At 75.1% G+C, this 15,809-nt stretch carries 16 protein-coding genes; 8 read left to right on the plus strand and 8 right to left on the minus strand.

Annotation, left to right across the window (positions count from 1 at the left end):
• The first annotated feature begins 181 nt into the window (after positions 1-181).
• From AB0C76_RS03675 to AB0C76_RS03700, 6 genes are all read left to right on the plus strand, one after another.
• Positions 182-661, plus strand: coding sequence for a DUF2269 domain-containing protein (locus tag AB0C76_RS03675; RefSeq protein WP_359959106.1), 480 nt, complete (start codon positions 182-184; stop codon positions 659-661).
• Positions 662-708: 47 nt separating this feature from the next.
• Positions 709-1,761, plus strand: a complete 1,053-nt coding sequence (locus AB0C76_RS03680; protein ID WP_359959109.1) for an LLM class flavin-dependent oxidoreductase — start codon at positions 709-711, stop codon at positions 1,759-1,761.
• 643 nt (positions 1,762-2,404) lie between these two features.
• Entirely contained in the window at positions 2,405-2,788 is a 384-nt protein-coding gene (locus AB0C76_RS03685; protein WP_359959112.1) for a hypothetical protein, read from the plus strand.
• On the plus strand, positions 2,785-3,969 hold the full coding sequence (locus tag AB0C76_RS03690; protein ID WP_359959115.1) for a hypothetical protein: 1,185 nt from the start codon (positions 2,785-2,787) through the stop codon (positions 3,967-3,969). Before AB0C76_RS03685 ends, AB0C76_RS03690 begins: the two co-directional genes overlap by 4 nt.
• 82 nt (positions 3,970-4,051) lie before the next feature.
• The gene (locus AB0C76_RS03695) at positions 4,052-4,447 is read left to right on the plus strand and encodes a roadblock/LC7 domain-containing protein (RefSeq protein WP_329932028.1); all 396 of its coding nucleotides are present in this window, start codon (positions 4,052-4,054) and stop codon (positions 4,445-4,447) included.
• Positions 4,448-4,523: 76 nt separating this feature from the next.
• Positions 4,524-4,898: a hypothetical protein gene (locus AB0C76_RS03700; RefSeq protein WP_359959118.1), complete on the plus strand. Its 375-nt coding sequence runs from the start codon at positions 4,524-4,526 to the stop codon at positions 4,896-4,898.
• A 61-nt stretch (positions 4,899-4,959) separates the two neighbouring features.
• Here AB0C76_RS03700 and AB0C76_RS03705 read toward each other — a convergent pair whose 3' ends face one another.
• The 6 genes from AB0C76_RS03705 to AB0C76_RS03730 all read right to left on the minus strand — a co-directional run bounded on the left by AB0C76_RS03705 (position 4,960) and on the right by AB0C76_RS03730 (position 10,294).
• On the minus strand, positions 4,960-5,349 hold the full coding sequence (locus AB0C76_RS03705) for a DUF6188 family protein (protein WP_359959121.1): 390 nt from the start codon (positions 5,347-5,349) through the stop codon (positions 4,960-4,962).
• A gap of 34 nt (positions 5,350-5,383) precedes the next feature.
• The gene (locus AB0C76_RS03710) at positions 5,384-6,499 is read right to left on the minus strand and encodes an NUDIX hydrolase (RefSeq protein ID WP_359959124.1); all 1,116 of its coding nucleotides are present in this window, start codon (positions 6,497-6,499) and stop codon (positions 5,384-5,386) included.
• 151 nt (positions 6,500-6,650) lie between these two features.
• Positions 6,651-7,535, minus strand: a complete 885-nt coding sequence (locus AB0C76_RS03715; RefSeq protein WP_359959127.1) for an SGNH/GDSL hydrolase family protein — start codon at positions 7,533-7,535, stop codon at positions 6,651-6,653.
• Positions 7,510-8,775: a glycosyltransferase gene (locus tag AB0C76_RS03720; protein ID WP_359959130.1), complete on the minus strand. Its 1,266-nt coding sequence runs from the start codon at positions 8,773-8,775 to the stop codon at positions 7,510-7,512. The genes AB0C76_RS03715 and AB0C76_RS03720 overlap by 26 nt, the downstream gene beginning before the upstream one ends.
• Positions 8,772-10,004, minus strand: a complete 1,233-nt coding sequence (locus tag AB0C76_RS03725; protein WP_359959133.1) for a glycosyltransferase family 1 protein — start codon at positions 10,002-10,004, stop codon at positions 8,772-8,774. Before AB0C76_RS03725 ends, AB0C76_RS03720 begins: the two co-directional genes overlap by 4 nt.
• Positions 10,005-10,108: 104 nt before the next feature.
• Positions 10,109-10,294, minus strand: coding sequence for a DUF1508 domain-containing protein (locus AB0C76_RS03730; protein ID WP_359959135.1), 186 nt, complete (start codon positions 10,292-10,294; stop codon positions 10,109-10,111).
• Positions 10,295-11,025: 731 nt separating this feature from the next.
• On the opposite strand from AB0C76_RS03730, the gene AB0C76_RS03735 reads away from it, so the two are divergent.
• A complete protein-coding gene (locus AB0C76_RS03735; protein ID WP_359959138.1) occupies positions 11,026-11,250 on the plus strand; it encodes a hypothetical protein in 225 nt (74 codons plus the stop codon).
• 50 nt (positions 11,251-11,300) lie between these two features.
• Here AB0C76_RS03735 and AB0C76_RS03740 read toward each other — a convergent pair whose 3' ends face one another.
• Both AB0C76_RS03740 and AB0C76_RS03745 read right to left on the minus strand, forming a co-directional pair.
• A complete protein-coding gene (locus AB0C76_RS03740) occupies positions 11,301-13,433 on the minus strand; it encodes an MMPL family transporter (RefSeq protein WP_359959141.1) in 2,133 nt (710 codons plus the stop codon).
• 103 nt (positions 13,434-13,536) lie between these two features.
• The gene (locus tag AB0C76_RS03745; protein ID WP_359959144.1) at positions 13,537-14,493 is read right to left on the minus strand and encodes a deoxyribonuclease IV; all 957 of its coding nucleotides are present in this window, start codon (positions 14,491-14,493) and stop codon (positions 13,537-13,539) included.
• Positions 14,494-14,728: 235 nt separating this feature from the next.
• On the opposite strand from AB0C76_RS03745, the gene AB0C76_RS03750 reads away from it, so the two are divergent.
• Positions 14,729-15,808 (plus strand): right-handed parallel beta-helix repeat-containing protein, encoded by a 1,080-nt coding sequence (locus AB0C76_RS03750; RefSeq protein ID WP_359959147.1) that lies wholly within the window; start codon positions 14,729-14,731, stop codon positions 15,806-15,808.
• The last annotated feature ends 1 nt before the right edge of the window (position 15,809 follow it).

Consider the following 15,809-nt stretch of genomic DNA (forward strand, 5'->3'; position numbering starts at 1 on the left):
TCCGATGAGAGGAGGGCGGGGGAGGCTGAGCGCGTTCTGATGGCCCCTATCGAAGGAGGTACGGATGCGCTCGCTCCCGGAGTCCTCGGCAGCCGGGGAGGCTTCGCCGTCGCCCCCGCGCTCAGCCGCTTCTCCGGCACCTCCGCGCCGCCGGCTCTCCCCGGCCGCGCGGAAGCGGCTGGTGGTCGTACACCTGGTGGCGTCGGTGGGCTGGCTGGCGCTGATGCTCTGCCTGCTCACCCTCGCCGCGGCGGCGCTCGCGACGGACGACGCCGATCGGGTGCGCGCGGCCTACCGGGCGATGGGACTGCTCGGGGACGTCCTGGTCCTGCCGCTGAGCCTGCTGACCTTCGCCAGCGGAGTGGTGCTGGGGCTGGGCACCACGTGGGGACTGTTCCGCCACTACTGGGTGAGCACGAAGTTCTGGCTCACGCTCGCGGCGCTGGGCGCGTCGGCGTTCGCGCTCCCGGACCGCCTGCACGACGCGGTGCGGGCGGTGGAGGCACACCCCGTCGGGCCGATCACCGCGGCGGACCTCGGCTTCGTCCGGTACAACGTGGTGATCGTCCCGTCCGTGGCGCTGTCGCTCTACCTGTTCCTGGTGGTGCTGTCCGTCCACAAGCCCTGGGGCCGACGGACGCCGCGAATACCTCAGCGGTAGCCGGCTGGGGGAAATACCCGGGCGCCGTGCCCGTGTTGTCCCCGGACGTGACCACTGCACAGCCCGCGCTCCGACTCTCCGTGCTGGACCGCTCCCGCACCAGGCGAGGGGAGGAGTCCGCGCAGGCCTTGCGGAGCACGGTCGGGTTCGCCCGGCAGGCGGAGGCCTTCGGCTACCACCGGTTCTGGGTCTCGGAGCACCACGGCGTGCCGGGGGTGGCCGGTTCGGCACCGACGGTGCTCGCGGCGGCGGTGGCGGCGGCCACGTCCCGGATCCGGGTCGGGACGGGCGGCGTGATGCTGCCCAACCACCAGCCGATGGTGGTGGCGGAGCAGTTCGGCGTGCTGGCCTCGCTCTTCCCCGGCCGGATCGACATGGGCCTCGGAAGGTCGGTGGGTTTCACCGACGGCGTCCGGCGGGCGCTGGGGCGGGAGAAGGACGCCGCCGACGACTTCGGCGCTCAGCTGGCCGAGCTGCTCGGCTGGTTCGACGGCACCCAGCGGGCGCACCGCGGCGTCCACGCCCGTCCGGCCGAGGGCCTGCGGGTGCCGGCATTCGTCCTTGCCACCGGTGCGGGCGCCGATCTTGCGGCCGAGGCCGGGCTGCCGCTGGTGATCGCCGCCCCGCGCGGGGAGGAGCGGATGCTGGAGGCCATCGACCGCTACCGCGCGCGCTTCCGCCCCTCCGTCCGCGCCGCCGAGCCGTACGTGGTGGTCTCCGGCACCGTCGCGGTGGCCGACACGGTCGAGCGGGCGCGCGAGCTGCTCGTCCCCGAGGCCTGGTCGGGCGCGTACTCCCGGACGCACGGCGAGTTCCCGCCGCTCCTCCCGGCAGCCGAGGTCCTCGCCCGGTCGATGACGGCGCGCGAGCGGGCCGCGTACGAGCAGTCGCTCGCGGGCCACATCGCCGGCACCCCGGCGCAGGCCGCCGCCGAGGTCTCCGCGCTGGTGGCCCGTGCGGGCGCCGACGAGTTCCTGGTCACCACGAGCACCTACGACCGGGCCGCGATGGCGGAGTCCTACCGGTTGCTGGCGGAGGCGGCCGGTCTCTCCGCCCGGCCCCCGGGCTCCCCTGACGCGATTTCTGAACAGGGGCGCTGACCTGCTACTGTTCTTCTCGTCGGGAGGAAATGATCTCCCGGACAGGCGTCAGCGGTGCTACCAGAGCACGCCCCACTTTCAGTGGGGAGAGTCCGTGCGACCCGGGCCTGGCGCTCCACCCGAAGGGGCTCGTTCCGTCCAGCGGAACGAGCCCCTTCGCCGTTCCCGAGCCGTTCCCGGACCATCCTGGTCGTCCCCGGACCCGCCCCGGACCCACCCTGAGCCGCTGCCCGGTGCCGTCGCTCGTGCCCGCTTTCGCGGCCGTTCCCGCTGCCGCCTCCCGGCGTCCACCGCCCGTTCCGGCCGTCCGGTTCCTCTATCGCATTCGGTGGCCGAAACCCTCCGGTACGGCCGACTATCGGCCAAGGTCCCGTTCCAGGTGGCCGGTGAGCGGCGGGCGACGGCGAGGCCACGGCCAGCGGGTTTCGATGGCGACGCAGCGTTGATGCTCCGTCACAGCATGGCCGGAATTCACTGCTACTGGTGTGAATATGCCATTGGAATGTTCGTCATACGGAATCCGGCAGTAGCCTTCCGTGTCGAACCCGCCACTCGTCGTGGCGGTCCGGCCGGCGCCGCGCTGCGCGCCCGGCCGCGCAGCATTCCCCCGTGCGATGGACGACCCCCCCACGAAGGAGCCGGTGTGCCGGGTATCGACGAATGCCTCTCCGGAGCGATGGCGATCACCGGCGCCCGCTCCGCGAGCCTGGTCGACTGGAGCAGCGGGCTCGCGCTCGGCAGCCTGGGCGAGAGCCCGGCCGGAGAGCACGAGACCACGGCGGCCGAGGCAACCGACCTGGTACGGGCGGCCGTTGAGAGCCAGACCTTCACCGCGTCGGAGGACCGTCGGGCACCGCTGCAGGACATCATCGTCACTGCGGGCCGCAGTTACCACCTGATCTGCTTCATCGACACCGTTTTCGACAGCCGGCTCGTCCTGCACCTGTGGCTGGACCGCGAGGAGGGCAACCTCGCCGGGGCCCGCTATCGCCTCCAGGCGCTCGCCGAGGAGCTGGTGCTCGGGTGAGCGCGCACGCGGCCCCGACGGCCCTGCTGCCACCGACGGTTCCGCGGACGCCGGGCGAGGCGGTCGGCCTGCTCGCCGCCCGCGAGGCCACCGGCGCGCTGCGCGGTCCGCTCGGCAGCGTCTACCTCACCGACGGCCTGGTGACCCACGCCGAGTCCGACCGTGCTCCCGACCTGGGCGACCTCCTCACCGGCTGCGGCCGGCTCGCGCCGGGGGAGTGGCGCGAGCTCGTCGAGGTCCACGGTCCGCACGCCCGTGTCGCGGCAGCCCTGGTCGACCAGGGCCGGATCACCCGCGGGGAGCTCGAACTCGGCCACCTGGAAACCCTGTTCGACGCCGCCTTCTTCGTCCTCGCCGACACCGGCGGCGGCCTCTGGCGGTTCGAGACCGGTGCCCGGCACTGGCTCGGCCCGGTGGCGGCGGTCGACGCGGCACGGGTCTGCCGGGAGTCCGAGCGCCGCCGGCACCTGCTGGACGGCATCTGGCCCTGGCCACAGCTCGACACCGCGCCGGTCCGCCCGGCCGAGGCCGCCCGGCGGCCGTCCCGCCGGCCGCCCGGCCGCCGCCGGCGGGAGCTGCTCGACCACGCGGACGGCCGAAGAACCCCGGCCGAACTGGCCCGGCTGCTCGGCCGGTCCGGGTTCGGCGTGACGGCGGACGTCCGTCGACTGGCCGCGGCCGGGCTGCTCGACTCCGCTCCGGCGGTGGTGCCGGGACCGGTCTCCGTACCCGGCCCGGCCGCCGCATCCGCCCCGGCGCCGGCCGCCGTCCCCGTGTCGGTGCCCGAGCCCGTGCCCGTCGCCGCGCCCGTCCCCGCGCAGCCGCCACCGCCAGCGGCCGCCGAACCGGCACCAGCACCCGAAGTCCCGCGCTCCGGCGGCCTGCACCGCCGGGTCCCCGGCGCCACCCTCACCGGCGCCGGGGCGCCCGGAGCCGTCGCAGCCGGAGCCGTCACGAGCGTCCCGGCGGCCGGATCCACCGCCTACGGGCCCCGTCCGCTCGGCGCCCACGCACTCGGCGCCCACGCAGCCGGGGCTCCGGAGCGCGGTGCCCCGGCACCCGGCGCCGCCCCCCGTTCCGACCGCCCGCCGATCCCGGCGGCGGCCCATCCGCTGACCGTGCCCGACCCGGACATCGCGCTGCTGACCCGGGTCCTGACCCTCCTGGAGGCCCGACTTTGAGCCACTCTCCGCCCGCGACCCCGCCGTACCGGCCATGAGGCGGGCGCTCAAGCAGCGTGTCGGAAGGAGACAACTGATCGCCTTGGAGACCGAGCTGCTCGCCGAGCTCCGCGCCGTCAAACACCGCATCCCGCACCTCGCCGGTGGTCTGGTGGCCAGCGTGGATGGCCTGTTGGTCGCCCACGACACCCACGGGACCGAGCCGTCCGGCCTGGCCGCGATGACGGCGGCCTCCCTCTCCCTCGCCCAGCGGCTCGCGGACACGACGGGCCAGGGCGAGTTCCGGGAGTCCCTGGTGCGCGGCGAACACGGCTACGTCGCCACGTACGCGGCCGGCGGCAGCTGCGTGCTGACGCTGCTGGCGCACCCGGACGTCAACGTCGGCCGCCTGCACCTGGAGGCCCGCCGATCGGCCCGGCGGATCGCCGGACTGCTCACCGACGCCCTGGTACCCAAGGACCCGCGCGAAGCCGGCTGACCGACCGTCCGCCCGTCCTGCCCCCTACCCCTGTTCGACCATCCCATCACCGAACCACCGAAACGGAGTCACCGACATGACCGACGCAGCCGGCGCCCTCAAGCAGGCCATGACCTCCATCGAGGGCGCCATCGGCGCCGCGCTCGTCGACTACAACAGCGGCATGGCGCTCGCCACCCTCGACGGCCCCGGCGGCCTGGACCTCAACGTGGCCGCCGCCGGGAACACCGACGTGGTCCGCGCCAAGATGCGCACCATGGACATGCTGGGCCTGCAGGACGGCATCGAGGACATCCTGATCACCCTCAGCAGCCAGTACCACCTGATCCGCCCACTCACCAGCCGCACCGGCAAGGGTCTGTTCCTCTACCTCGCGCTGGACAAGGGCCGCGCCAACCTGGCGATGGCCCGCCACCAGCTCGTCAAGATCGAGGCGGACATGGAGGTCTGACCGGGCGTGAGGGCCGCGGGGCTCGGCGGGCCGCCGTCCGCCGGACCCGTCTCGCCCCGGCTCACTCCGTCCAGCTGACCTCGCCGCCCGGCAGCCCCGCGCACAGCTCGCCCTCCGGCGTCACCACGCTCCACGGCGCCAGCACCGCGTGCGGCGGGACGGACAGCGCGCCGCCACCGGTGAAGTCCAGCTCCAGGCCGCCGGCCGGGGTGACCCGGGCCGAGCCGACGGTCCGGCCGACGAGCGCGAGCAGCGTCGCCGTCGGGCGGACCGTCAGGGCCGGGAAGAAGTGCTCCACCTCGGCGGGCGCGGTGAAGGACGGCGCCGCGAACCGGAACTCGTGCGCCACCCGGACGGTCACCGGGCCGTCCAGCGTGAGGTCCAGCCGGCCGCCGCCGCTGACCGACGCCACGCGGCGACCGGCCAGCACCTCTCCGATCACGTTCTGCATGCCTCCCAGTGTGGATCACAGCACCGCCCGGCTGCTATCCCACCGGCCGTCCGTCGACCAGTTCGAGCGGGCCGCCGCCTTCCCGGGCGGCCAGCGCGGCGGCCGTCCGGCCCCACGACGGCGCGGACAGCAGGGCTCGGGCCTCGGCCGGTTCGCACAGGCGCCAGTCCATCAACTCGTCCTCGGCGAGGGCGATCGCGGCGAGCATCCGGTCCGTCACCGTGCCGCCGTCGTAGACGTAGACGAGGACGGCGGTGTCCCGGTCGAGCGCCGGATCGGCGGCGGAGGACGGCAGCCAGTCCAGGACGAGCAGCCGCCCCGGCTCGACCTCCCACCCCAACTCCTCGCGGACCTCCCGCCGGGCCGCGGCCCGGGGCAGCTCGCGGTCCGCCTCGATGCCGCCGCCCGGGAGCGTCCAGTACGGCACCCGCCCGCGCGGCCCGTCCCACGGCTTCAGCCGGACGAGCAGAACGCGCCCGGCGTCGTCGGTGAACACCGCGCGCGCCTTGGCCCGGATCCGGGGGCGGGAGGCGATGAAGGCGGCCCGGTCCAGCGGCGGTGCCGGGTCCGCCGCACCGTGGCCCTGGAGCTCCGGGATCCCGGCCGGCCCGGTGTACGCGGGCGGCGGCGGTGCGGCCGGGAGGTGTTCGAGCGTGTGACCGGCCGGCCAACCGTCCTCCAGTTCCAGCGGAGCGGCCGTGCGGGGTGCCCGCAGGCACGCCGTCACCCGGCGCGACAGCCTGGGCGGCAGCGCGTGCCCGGCCGCCTCCGGCGACAGCCACACCCAGCCGCCGATCTCCGCCGCGTCCGCCCGGATCGCCGCCGCCTGCTCCGGGCCGATCGGCTCGGCCCAGTACAGGTGGGCGGCGATCGGCGGACGGTGGTCGTCGAGCGTCCAGTCGATGCAGGCCAGCGGCCCGAGCCGGGGCGTGAACCCCAGCTCCTCGGCGATCTCGCGCAGCGCGGTCTCACGCGGGGAGAGGTCCGTCGGCTCCCAGCCGCCGCCGGGGATCGCCACCGGATGCCTGCGGTCGTACGGCAGCCGCACCACCAGCACCCGCCCGTGCTCGTCCGGGAACAGCACTCCCGCCGCCGCCAGCAGCTCCCGCCCGCTCGTCGACGACGCCCCCACCCTCGATGACGCCTCCACCCGACACTCCCTCCGGTCCTGTGATCACGTCCCTCCGGACGACACCGCCGGATACCTGCCCGGTTCCACGCGTGCGTCACCGGTGATCACCCGTCAGTGGACGCCTGATCCGAAAGGCACGCCCGAGCGCCCTCGGCCCGGGGAGCCGCCCTCATCCCAGGGCGGCCAGGGCCCGGGCCGCCGCCCGGGCCATCTGTTCGTCGTGCCGGCCGGTCGCGCCGCGGAGGCGGGCGAGGCCCTCGGCCGTCGCGAGGGCCAGGAGCCCCGGGAGGAGGTCGGTGCTGCGGGCGGCGACCCAGCGGGTGCCCCGGGTGGCCATCCACCACACGTCGGCGGCCCGGCCGGGCGGGCGTTCGGCGGGTTCGCCGCCCGGGGCGGGGCCGAGGTCGCGGCCGTCGGCGGCCAGCAGTGCGTGGAAGCGGCGGGCGATCAGCCGGTGTCCCTCGGCGCTGGGGTGCAGGCGGTCGACGCTGAGCAGCCGCCGCTCCTCGCGCCAGGGCAGATCGGCGATGTGCAGGTGCACGGCGCGGTGGCGCGTGGTGAGGGCGTGCACGACGGTGTTGACCGCCCGCATCCGCCGGGCCAGCGGCCGGGCGAGCGGAGCCGGCAGCCGCAGCAGCGTCCCGGGGTCCGGCAGACAGGCGGTGAGCAACCGGGCACCGTGGCTTGACAGTTCGCCGAGGGTGGCGTCCAGCTCCAGGGCGGTGCGGCGGATGTCGAAGCCGGCCCGCAGGGTGTCGTTCCCGCCGACCACCACCGCCGCCAGCTCCGGCCTGCGCTCCAGCGCCTCCGGAAGTTGGCTTACCGTCAGGTCGGTCGTCAGGGCACCGCTCCGGGCGAGGTTCGTGAACTCGACGGCCGTCCCCGCCGGTGCCAGTGACCTGGCCAGCACGGCGGCCCACCCTCGCCAGCCGTCCCCGACGGGATCGCCGACGCCCTCGGTGAGCGAGTCGCCGAGCGCGACGAACCGCACCGGCTCGCCCGCGGGACGCCGCCCGTCCGCCGTCCACTCATGCGCCGCGTCGAGCACGCTCATCCCGAACCCCTTCCCGGCGCCGGAGCGGGGGCACCCCGTGCGCCGCCAGGAACGCGGCCACCGCCGCCGGCCACGCGTACCGCTCCGCCCGCGCCCGGGCTGCCGCCCGCCGGGCGTCCTCCGGCCGCGCCAGCAACCGCCCCACCGCGGCGGCGAATCCCTCGCCGGTGTCGGCGGCGGCCGCTCCCGCGAGACCCACCAGCCCCGGCAGCGCCGAGGAGCGGCTGGCCACCACCGGTGTCCCGCACGCGAGCGCCTCCATGGCGGCCAGCCCGAAGGTCTCCACGGGGCCGGGCGCGAGCGCGGCGTCCGCGCAGCCCAGCAGTCGGGCCAGCGCCTCCCGGCGGCTCACGTGCCCGAGGAAGCGCACCGGGAGCCGCAACCGGTCGGCCCGCGCCGCGAGCCGTTCCCGCAGCGGACCGGTGCCCGCGACCACGAGCACCGCGGGCACCCGCCGCGTCCGCAGTTCGGCGAGCGCCTCGATCGCGCGCTCGGGCCGCTTCTCCTGCGAGAGCCGCGAGCACAGCACCAGCAGCGTTTGGTCCGGGTCGGCGTACCGGGCCCGCTCGTGCGCCCGCGCGGGTGCCGACAGGGGGCGCATGGTGTCCAGGTCCACGCCGAGCGGGGCGTGCGCGAGGTTGGGCACACCGAGGCGACGGAACTCGGCCGCCGCCCAGTCGGTCGTGCAGACGACGGTGTCGTAGGCGCGCGCCGTCGCCGCGTTGAGCCGGTCGGCGGCCAGGGCGGCGAGCGGACCGGGCACTCCCCACGTGCCGAGCACCCCGGCGGCGCTCTCGTGGGACACCATCACCGAGCGGACCCCGTGCCGCCGGGCCCAGTCGCCGGTCCAGCGCAGGGTGGTGCGGTCGGAGACCTCCAGCCGGTCGGGGCAGAGCCGGGTGAGCTCGGCGGCCACCGCCCGGCGGTCGGTGAGCAGCCGGTAGCCGCCGCTACCCGGCAGCACCGGCCCGGGCAGCGTGACCACGAGGCCCTGCTCGGTCTCCTCCTCGGAGCGCCGCTCGCCGGGCACGACGAGCACCGGCCGGTGCCCGGCCGCGCGGTACCCGGCGCCGAGGTGTCGCAGCGCCGTCCGGAGCCCGCCCGACACCGGGGTGACGAAGTTCGCGAGCCGCACGATCCGCAGCGACCCGTCCGTGTTCCTGTCCGCGGTCCCGTCCGTGTTCCTGCCCGTGGTCCCGTCCGTGATGCCGTCCGCGTCCCTGCCCGCGGTCCCGTTCATGCCGGCAGTTCCTCGGTGACGGCTGCCGGCCCGGTCTGCGGCACGTCCACCATCGGGGGAGCGGCGGGTGACGGGACCGCGACCCCGCGGTGCTCCGTGAGCACCTCCGCGTAGTGCCGCAGCAGCAGGTCCCCGACCGCCTCCCAGGTGCGGGCGGTCACGTCGGCGCGCCCGGCCCGTCCGTAAGCGGCCCGCAGCTCCGGGTCGGCAGCCAGCCCGGCCACCGCGCGGGCGACGGCCGCGCCGTCCCGGGGCGGCACGAGCAGGCCCGTCCGGTGGTGGGCGACGAGGTCCAGCGGGCCGCCGGCGGCCGGTCCGACCACCGGCACGCCGCTCGCCATCGCCTCCTGGATGGTCTGGCAGAAGGTCTCCAGCGGGCCGGTGTGCACGAAGACGTCCAGCGTGGCGAAACACCGCGCCAGTTCCTCGCCGGTCCGCCGCCCGAGGAACACCGCGCCGGGCATCGAGGACTTCAGGCCGGGGGCGGACGGCCCGTCCCCGATGACCACCACCCGCACCCCGGGCAGCGCCGAGGCGGCGGCCAGCAGGTCGACCCGCTTCTCGGGTGCCAGCCGGCCCACGTACCCGACCAGCACCTCCCCGCCCGGGGCGAGCGCCCGGTGCAGGGCCTCGTCGCGGTGCCGGGGGTGGAACCGCACCGAGTCCACCCCGCGCGGCCAGAGCTGCACCCGGGGCACCCCGTGCGCGGTGAGGTCCTGGACGGCGGGCGTCGACGGCGCCAGCGTCCGGACGGCGGCGCGGTGGACGCTCCGGATCCGGTGCCAGGCGGCAGCCTCCCCGAGCCCGCGCCCCGCCCGGTAGGCGTGCGCGTACCCGGCGAGGTCGGTCTGGTAGACGGCGACGGCGGGCACCCCGAGCCGTGCCGCGACCTGCATCCCGCGCGCCCCGAGGACGAATGGGCTGGCCAGGTGCACGAGGTCCGGCCGGTGCGCCGCGATCGCGGCGGTCAGCCGCCGGCTCGGCAGTGCGACCCGCACCTGCGGGTAGCCGGGCAGCGGCACAGACGGTACCCGCACCACCGGCAGCTGCGCCGCGTCCGTGCCGGCGCCGAACGTGTGCGGCGGGCACTCGGCACCGCGCGCGGGAGCGGGAGTGACGACGAGGGGGTGGTGGCCCCGGCGGACCAGATGCTCGGCCGTCCGCAGCACGCTGTGGGCGACTCCGTTGACCTCGGGCGGAAACGACTCGGTGACGATGACGACGCGCATGCCAGTGTTGTGACCGCGCCCGGCATGTATTCGGCCAAAGGGATCTGTCGTACAAACGAACGCGGGTCGGCGATTTGCACCGCCGACCCGCACACGGGGGTCCGCTATCCGGCGGCCGCCTCCTTGAGCTCCGCGTACGGCGCGAGCTTGCGGATCGACTCGATGCTCCGGATGCAGTCGTCCCGGCTCTCCTGCGGGTCGCCCGTCACGACGATCGACCCGTTGCTCGCCTTGAGCCGGAACCGGTGCATCCCGGTCTCGTCGGTGTACAGCTCGAACTTGCCGGCCATGAAACCCACTCGCCTTTCGCTCGGTGACCCCCTCGCACCGCACCGTAGTCACAACCCCTGCCCCCCGCCCGTCGACCGGACCCGTCCGAGTGGCGCCCGTCGCCGCGCCGTCCGGCATGATCGGGCGGTTGCCGATCCCCGGACCGTGGAGTCCCGTGAAGCGCACCACCGCCGAAGTCGTCCTGAGCGCCCTGGTGCCCGCCGCCGTGTCCGGCAGTCGCGCCGCGCCGGCCCGTGCCCGGTCGAAGCCGGCCGCGGGGCCGAACCCCGTTCGCGGCGGGGTCTGGCAGGTGACTTCCCCGGGTTCGGAACTGACCGATGGAGGCGTGCGTGGGGCGTGGCCGATCAAGGAGCCTGGGGCGTCGCCGACTTGAGGTCCGTCGACGATCCGTCGGTGTCGGGCGGCGGCGGGTCGGCGCTCCAAGTCGCCCACGGGGCCGGCTCGTCCGCGAACCGGTGCGCCGACTGCCCGAATCCCGGGGGCGGGCCGACTTCTCGCTCGCGGCCACCGCGCAGCACTGACGGCCGTTCGGGTGAGGCCCGGGGTCCGCCTTCACCCGGGCGAGGGAGATCGGTCACCCGGTTGCCCCAGCGGGGTTGCGGCGTGGGCGGGTTCGTGCGGGTTCGTGTGCAAATCTGTGCTGGTGCCCGCGGGGCGGCCGGGTGTGCGTCTGGCCGGCCCCGGGGCACTTCTTCAAGCCAGAGACCAGAGACCACCCAAAGGACATCTGATGTCGCTTCGTGGAAACATCCGCAAGTTCGCCGTGATCGCGGCCGTGACGGGTGCCGCCGCCTTCGCGGCGCCGGCGCCGGCGATGGCGCACTGGCACGCGTCGGACTCGTCGTCCGGCCAGAGCCTGGAGTCGGGTTCGGCCGGTGTCGGCCTCTTCGGCCCGCACGCCAACTGGCTCAACGTCCACGAGCACAGCGAGGACGCCTGCATCGGGGACTGCTGATCCAGCTGATCCGGCGGGTGGGCCCGGGGAGTGTTCGGCGCTCCCCGGGCTCACGCGTGTGCGCTCGGCTCCACCTCCCGGACCTCGGACGGCCGGGAGAGCGGGCTCGGCCACCAGATGTGCCGGTCGAGGTCGACGGTGAGCGCGGTGACCAGCACCGACCGCACCACCAGGGTGTCGATGAGCACGCCGAGCGCGACGGCGAAGCCGATCTCGGCGAGTGCCACGACGGGCAGGGTGCCGAGCACGGCGAAGGTGCTGGCGAGGATCAGCCCCGCCGAGGTGATGACGCCGCCGGTGGCGGCGAGGCCCGCGACCGCCCCGTGGCGGGTGCCGTGGTGCGCGGACTCCTCGCGGACGCGGGTCATCAGGAAGATGTTGTAGTCGATGCCCAGGGCGACCAGGAAGACGAAGACGAACAGTGGGAACGCGTTGTCCTCGCCCTGGAACCCGAAGACGTGCTCGAAGAAGAACACGCTGATGCCGAGCGTCGCCGCGTACGACAGCACGACGGTCGCGATCAGCACGAGCGGCGCGGTGACGGCCCGCAGCAGCAGCGCCAGGATGACCAGGACGACGACGAGGACGAGCGGGATGATCGCCCGGTTGTCGTTGCCGGCGGCCCGGCCGGCGTCCAGGATCACCGCCGTGTTGCCACCGACCTTGGCGTCGGCGCCCGGGACGGCGTGGACGGCGGTGCGGACCCGGTCCACGGTGTCCTTCGCCGCCTGACTGTCCGGCGGGTCCGTGAGCGTGGCCTGGAAGAGGGCCTGCCCGGCGTGCGTCACGGGCACGGACGTCCCGGCGACGCCGGGCGTCGACTGGGCGGCGGCCCGTACGGCGCCGGCGTCCGCCGCCGTCGAGATCACGGTGAGCGGTGAGCCCGTGCCGCCCGGGAAGTGCTGCTCCAGCACCTGCTGGCCGACGACGGAGTCCGGCGTGCCGGTGAACGAGGCGGCGGTGCCGAGCCCGTTGGCGTCGAGGGACACCAGCCCCACGCAGCAGGCCGCGAGCGCGAGCGCCGTCCCGACCCAGACCTTGCGCGGGCGGCGGGCGATCCACGTGCCGATGTGCGCCCAGCGGCCCGTCCTCGTCGGCTCGGGCGTGCCGTAGGCGGGCTTGACCGGCCAGAACACCCACCGTCCCGTGATCACCAGCAGCGCCGGCAGCAGCGTGAGCATGGCCGCCAGTGCGACCAGCACCCCGATGGCGCACACCGGTCCGAGGCCGCGGGTGGAGTTCATCTCGGCGATCAGCAGGCACAGCATCGACACGACGACCGTCGCCGAGGACGCCAGGATGGCGGGCCCGGCCCGGTGCAGGGCGAACGCCATCGCCTCGTGGCGGTCCTCGTGGCGGCGCAGCTCCTCGCGGTAGCGGGCGGTGAGCAGGAGGGCGTAGTCGGTGCCCGCGCCGAGGACGAGGACGACCAGGATGCCGGCGCTCTGCGCGTTGACGGTGAGTCCGGCGTGCTCGGCCAGCAGGTAGATGACGGCCTCGGAGACGGTGAGCGCGCCGGCGGCGGAGATCAGCGGGAGGGTCCAGAGCACCGGGCTGCGGTAGGTGAGCAGCAGCAGGACGATCACGACGCTGACGGTGGCGGCGAGCAGGGAGCTGTCGATGCCGGCGAACGCCTTGGCCTGGTCGGCGCCGACCCCGGCCGGGCCGGTGACGTGGGTGGTCATGCCGTGACTGTCGGCGGCGGCGGTGGCGCGCAGGCTGTCGACGGCGGGGCTCAGGTCGTTCCAGCCGTTGGTGCCGACGTCGATCGGGACGATCGTCTGCATGGCCTGTCCGTCGCCGGAGACCACCGGTCCGATGACCGGCCCGAGGACGTGCGGGGCGGTCGCGAACGTGACGGCGTCCCGGGCGCCCTGGGCGCGGTCGGCGGGGGTGAGCCCGCCGGGGCGGTCGTAGACGACGACGGCCTGGGCGGTCTCGATCGGCTGGAAGGCGCGCTGCTCGTTCAGGACCTTCGTCGACTCGGCGTTGCCGGGCAGCCAGCTGGACGCCTGGTTGTCCTCGGCGCCCATGAGCTTCCCGGCGAGCGGGCCGGCGGCGACCAGCAGGATCAGCCAGATCGCCAGCACCACCCATTTGCCGCGGCGGCCGCACGGCAGCGCGGCGAGTCGGGTGGCGATCGTCGTCGCGGTGGTCCGCGCGGTCGGTCGGGGCGCGGTCATGGCGGGACCCCCAGGGGCCGGTGGCGGTGATGTCGTTCCACAGCCTCGCACCGCCGGTGCCGACCGGCAGCCCGAGCAGGGCCCCGCTACGGCACCCGGGCGGCTACACCCGGACGGCGGCCCGCTCGCGCAGCTCCTTGAGGGCGGTGATGTCCATCGCGTGCCCGGTGCCGTCCCCGCCGTGCTTGCGGTCGGGCGTCTCGACCACCAGTGGCACGCCGGCCGTCGCCGGGTGCTCGAACAGTTCGCGGAACGGCTCCGCGCCGATCATCCCCGCACCGATGTTGGCGTGCCGGTCCTTGCGCGCGCCGACGACGTCCTCGGAGTCGTTGGCGTGGATCAGCCGCAGCCGGCCGGGACCGGCGGCGGCGACCAGCGCGTCCAGCGCCGCGGTGACGCCGCCCGGTGCGGCGAGGTCGTGCCCGGCCGCGAAGGCGTGGCAGGTGTCGAGGCAGACGCCGACCTTGGGGTGGCCTTCCAACGCCTCCACGTACCCGGCGAGGTCCTCCATGCGGGAGCAGAGCGAGCTGCCCTGGCCGGCCGTCGGCTCCAGCAGCAGCCAGGGCGCGTCGTCGCCGAGCGCGTCGAGTTCGTCCAGCAGCGGCCGGACGTCCGCCCGCACCTGGGCCATCGCCTCGACCCGGCGGGATCCGCCGCCGGGGGCGGTGCCGACGGCGGAGCCGGTGTGCAGGACGACGCCGAGGGCGCCGATCGCGTGGCCGCGCAGCAGCGAGTGGCGCAGCGAGACGGCGGAACGCTCCCTCGTCGCGGGGTTGTCGGAGCCGAAGTTGATCAGGTAGGGCGCGTGCACCCAGGCCGGGACGCCCTGCTCGGCGCACGCGGCGCGGAACTCCTCGTCCTGCGCGGGGTTGCCCGGGGGCGTGGCCCAGCCGCGCGGATTCGCCACGAACACCTGGACCGTCTCGGCGCCGACCCGCCGCGCGTACGCGAGGCCGGTCCCGGCCAGCCCGCGGGCGGCGACCGGCACGTGGGCGCCGATCGGGTTGCGGGTGGTGGCGGCTGGCGGTACGAGAGCGGTGCTGTTCACGGCCCCGAGCATGCCACGCGGCCGGGCGTGTCCCGAAAACGGGCCCGCACACCTCGGGGGCGGCGTCCGCCCGCCCGGCCGACGTCCCGTCAGTCCCGCAGCCCAGCCCTGGTGGCGGGCCCACCCGGGCACCCATAGCGTCGGTTCGGTCATCCCCACCGACCGTCACGAGTCCCGCACACCGCGTGAGAGCCGCCCGCGCCCACGGCCCGGACCTTGCGCGGAGGAAGAGAACAGGTCACCACACATGCCCACGCGACGGGTCCACCACCTCGCCGCGGCCACCGCCGCGGTCTGCTCCCTGACCACCGCCCTGACCACCGTCCTCGCCGCCACCCCCGCCCACGCGGACGAAGGCGCCCTGCTCCTCGTCCACCCGGGCGAATCGATCCAGCGGGCCGTCGACGCCGCCCGGCCCGGCGACACCGTCCAGGTCCTGCCCGGCACGTACCGCGGCAGCGTCCGCATCACCACCCCCGGCCTCACCCTGCGCGGCGCCGGCCCGGCCAGCATGATCGTGCCCGGCACCGGCACCGAGAACGCGTGCGCCGCCGCCGGGCACGGCGTCTGTGTGGACGGCACCGAGGCGGCCCCGCTGTCCGACGTCACCATCGAGGCCCTCGCCGTCACCGGCTTCGCCAAGAACGGCATCGACGCCAGCGGCACCACCGGCCTGACCGTCCGCGCCACCTACGTCCACGACAACGGCCAGCAGGGCATCAGCCAGGAGATCTCCACCAGGGCCGTCATCCTCGGCAACCGCGCGACCGACAACGGCCAGTCCGGCGTCTTCCTCGCCAACTACGCCTACCGCGAGGGCGGCGCGCCCGACACCGGGGGCACCCGCGTCGAGGGCAACGAGCTCTCCGGCAACCGGGTCGGCGTCACCGTCCGCCGGCTGCGCGCGCTGACCGTCCAGGGCAACGAGATCAGCGGCAACTGCAGTGGGGTCTTCGTGGTCGGCGACGAGGGCGTGCCCCGAGCCGGGGACCTGGACATCAGGAAGAACCGGGTGGTCGCCAACAACAAGTTCTGCCCCGCCAATCCCCGCCTCGGCGCCATCCAGGGCGCCGGCATCGTGCTCACCGGCACCGAGGACGCCCGGGTCACCGACAACGAGGTCCACGACAACGTCGGCCGCACGGACTTCTCCGGCGGCATCGTGCTGTTCAAGAGCGTCGTCGGCATCCCCAACACCCGTGCGACCGTCATCGGCAACACGCTGAGCGGCAACGGCCCCGCGGACCTCGCCGACCGCGACACCGGCACCGGTAACACCTTCGCCCGCAACACCTGCGCCGTCTCCGAGCCCTCCGGCCGCTGCTGAT

Source organism: Kitasatospora sp. NPDC048722 (assembly GCF_040650235.1).
GTDB lineage: Bacteria > Actinomycetota > Actinomycetes > Streptomycetales > Streptomycetaceae > Kitasatospora.

What these genes read in the sequence shown, in the direction of transcription:
- AB0C76_RS03715 (WP_359959127.1), bottom strand. Translation starts at nt 7,535, where the DNA reads ATGAGCGTGCTCGACGCGGCGCATGAGTGGACGGCGGACGGGCGGCGT.
- AB0C76_RS03705 (WP_359959121.1), bottom strand. Translation starts at nt 5,349, where the DNA reads ATGCAGAACGTGATCGGAGAGGTGCTGGCCGGTCGCCGCGTGGCGTCG.
- AB0C76_RS03740 (WP_359959141.1), bottom strand. Translation starts at nt 13,433, where the DNA reads ATGACCGCGCCCCGACCGACCGCGCGGACCACCGCGACGACGATCGCC.
- AB0C76_RS03745 (WP_359959144.1), bottom strand. Translation starts at nt 14,493, where the DNA reads ATGCTCGGGGCCGTGAACAGCACCGCTCTCGTACCGCCAGCCGCCACC.
- AB0C76_RS03720 (WP_359959130.1), bottom strand. Translation starts at nt 8,775, where the DNA reads ATGAACGGGACCGCGGGCAGGGACGCGGACGGCATCACGGACGGGACC.
- AB0C76_RS03725 (WP_359959133.1), bottom strand. Translation starts at nt 10,004, where the DNA reads ATGCGCGTCGTCATCGTCACCGAGTCGTTTCCGCCCGAGGTCAACGGA.
- AB0C76_RS03700 (WP_359959118.1), top strand. Translation starts at nt 4,524, where the DNA reads ATGACCGACGCAGCCGGCGCCCTCAAGCAGGCCATGACCTCCATCGAG.
- AB0C76_RS03735 (WP_359959138.1), top strand. Translation starts at nt 11,026, where the DNA reads ATGTCGCTTCGTGGAAACATCCGCAAGTTCGCCGTGATCGCGGCCGTG.
- AB0C76_RS03750 (WP_359959147.1), top strand. Translation starts at nt 14,729, where the DNA reads ATGCCCACGCGACGGGTCCACCACCTCGCCGCGGCCACCGCCGCGGTC.
- AB0C76_RS03730 (WP_359959135.1), bottom strand. Translation starts at nt 10,294, where the DNA reads ATGGCCGGCAAGTTCGAGCTGTACACCGACGAGACCGGGATGCACCGG.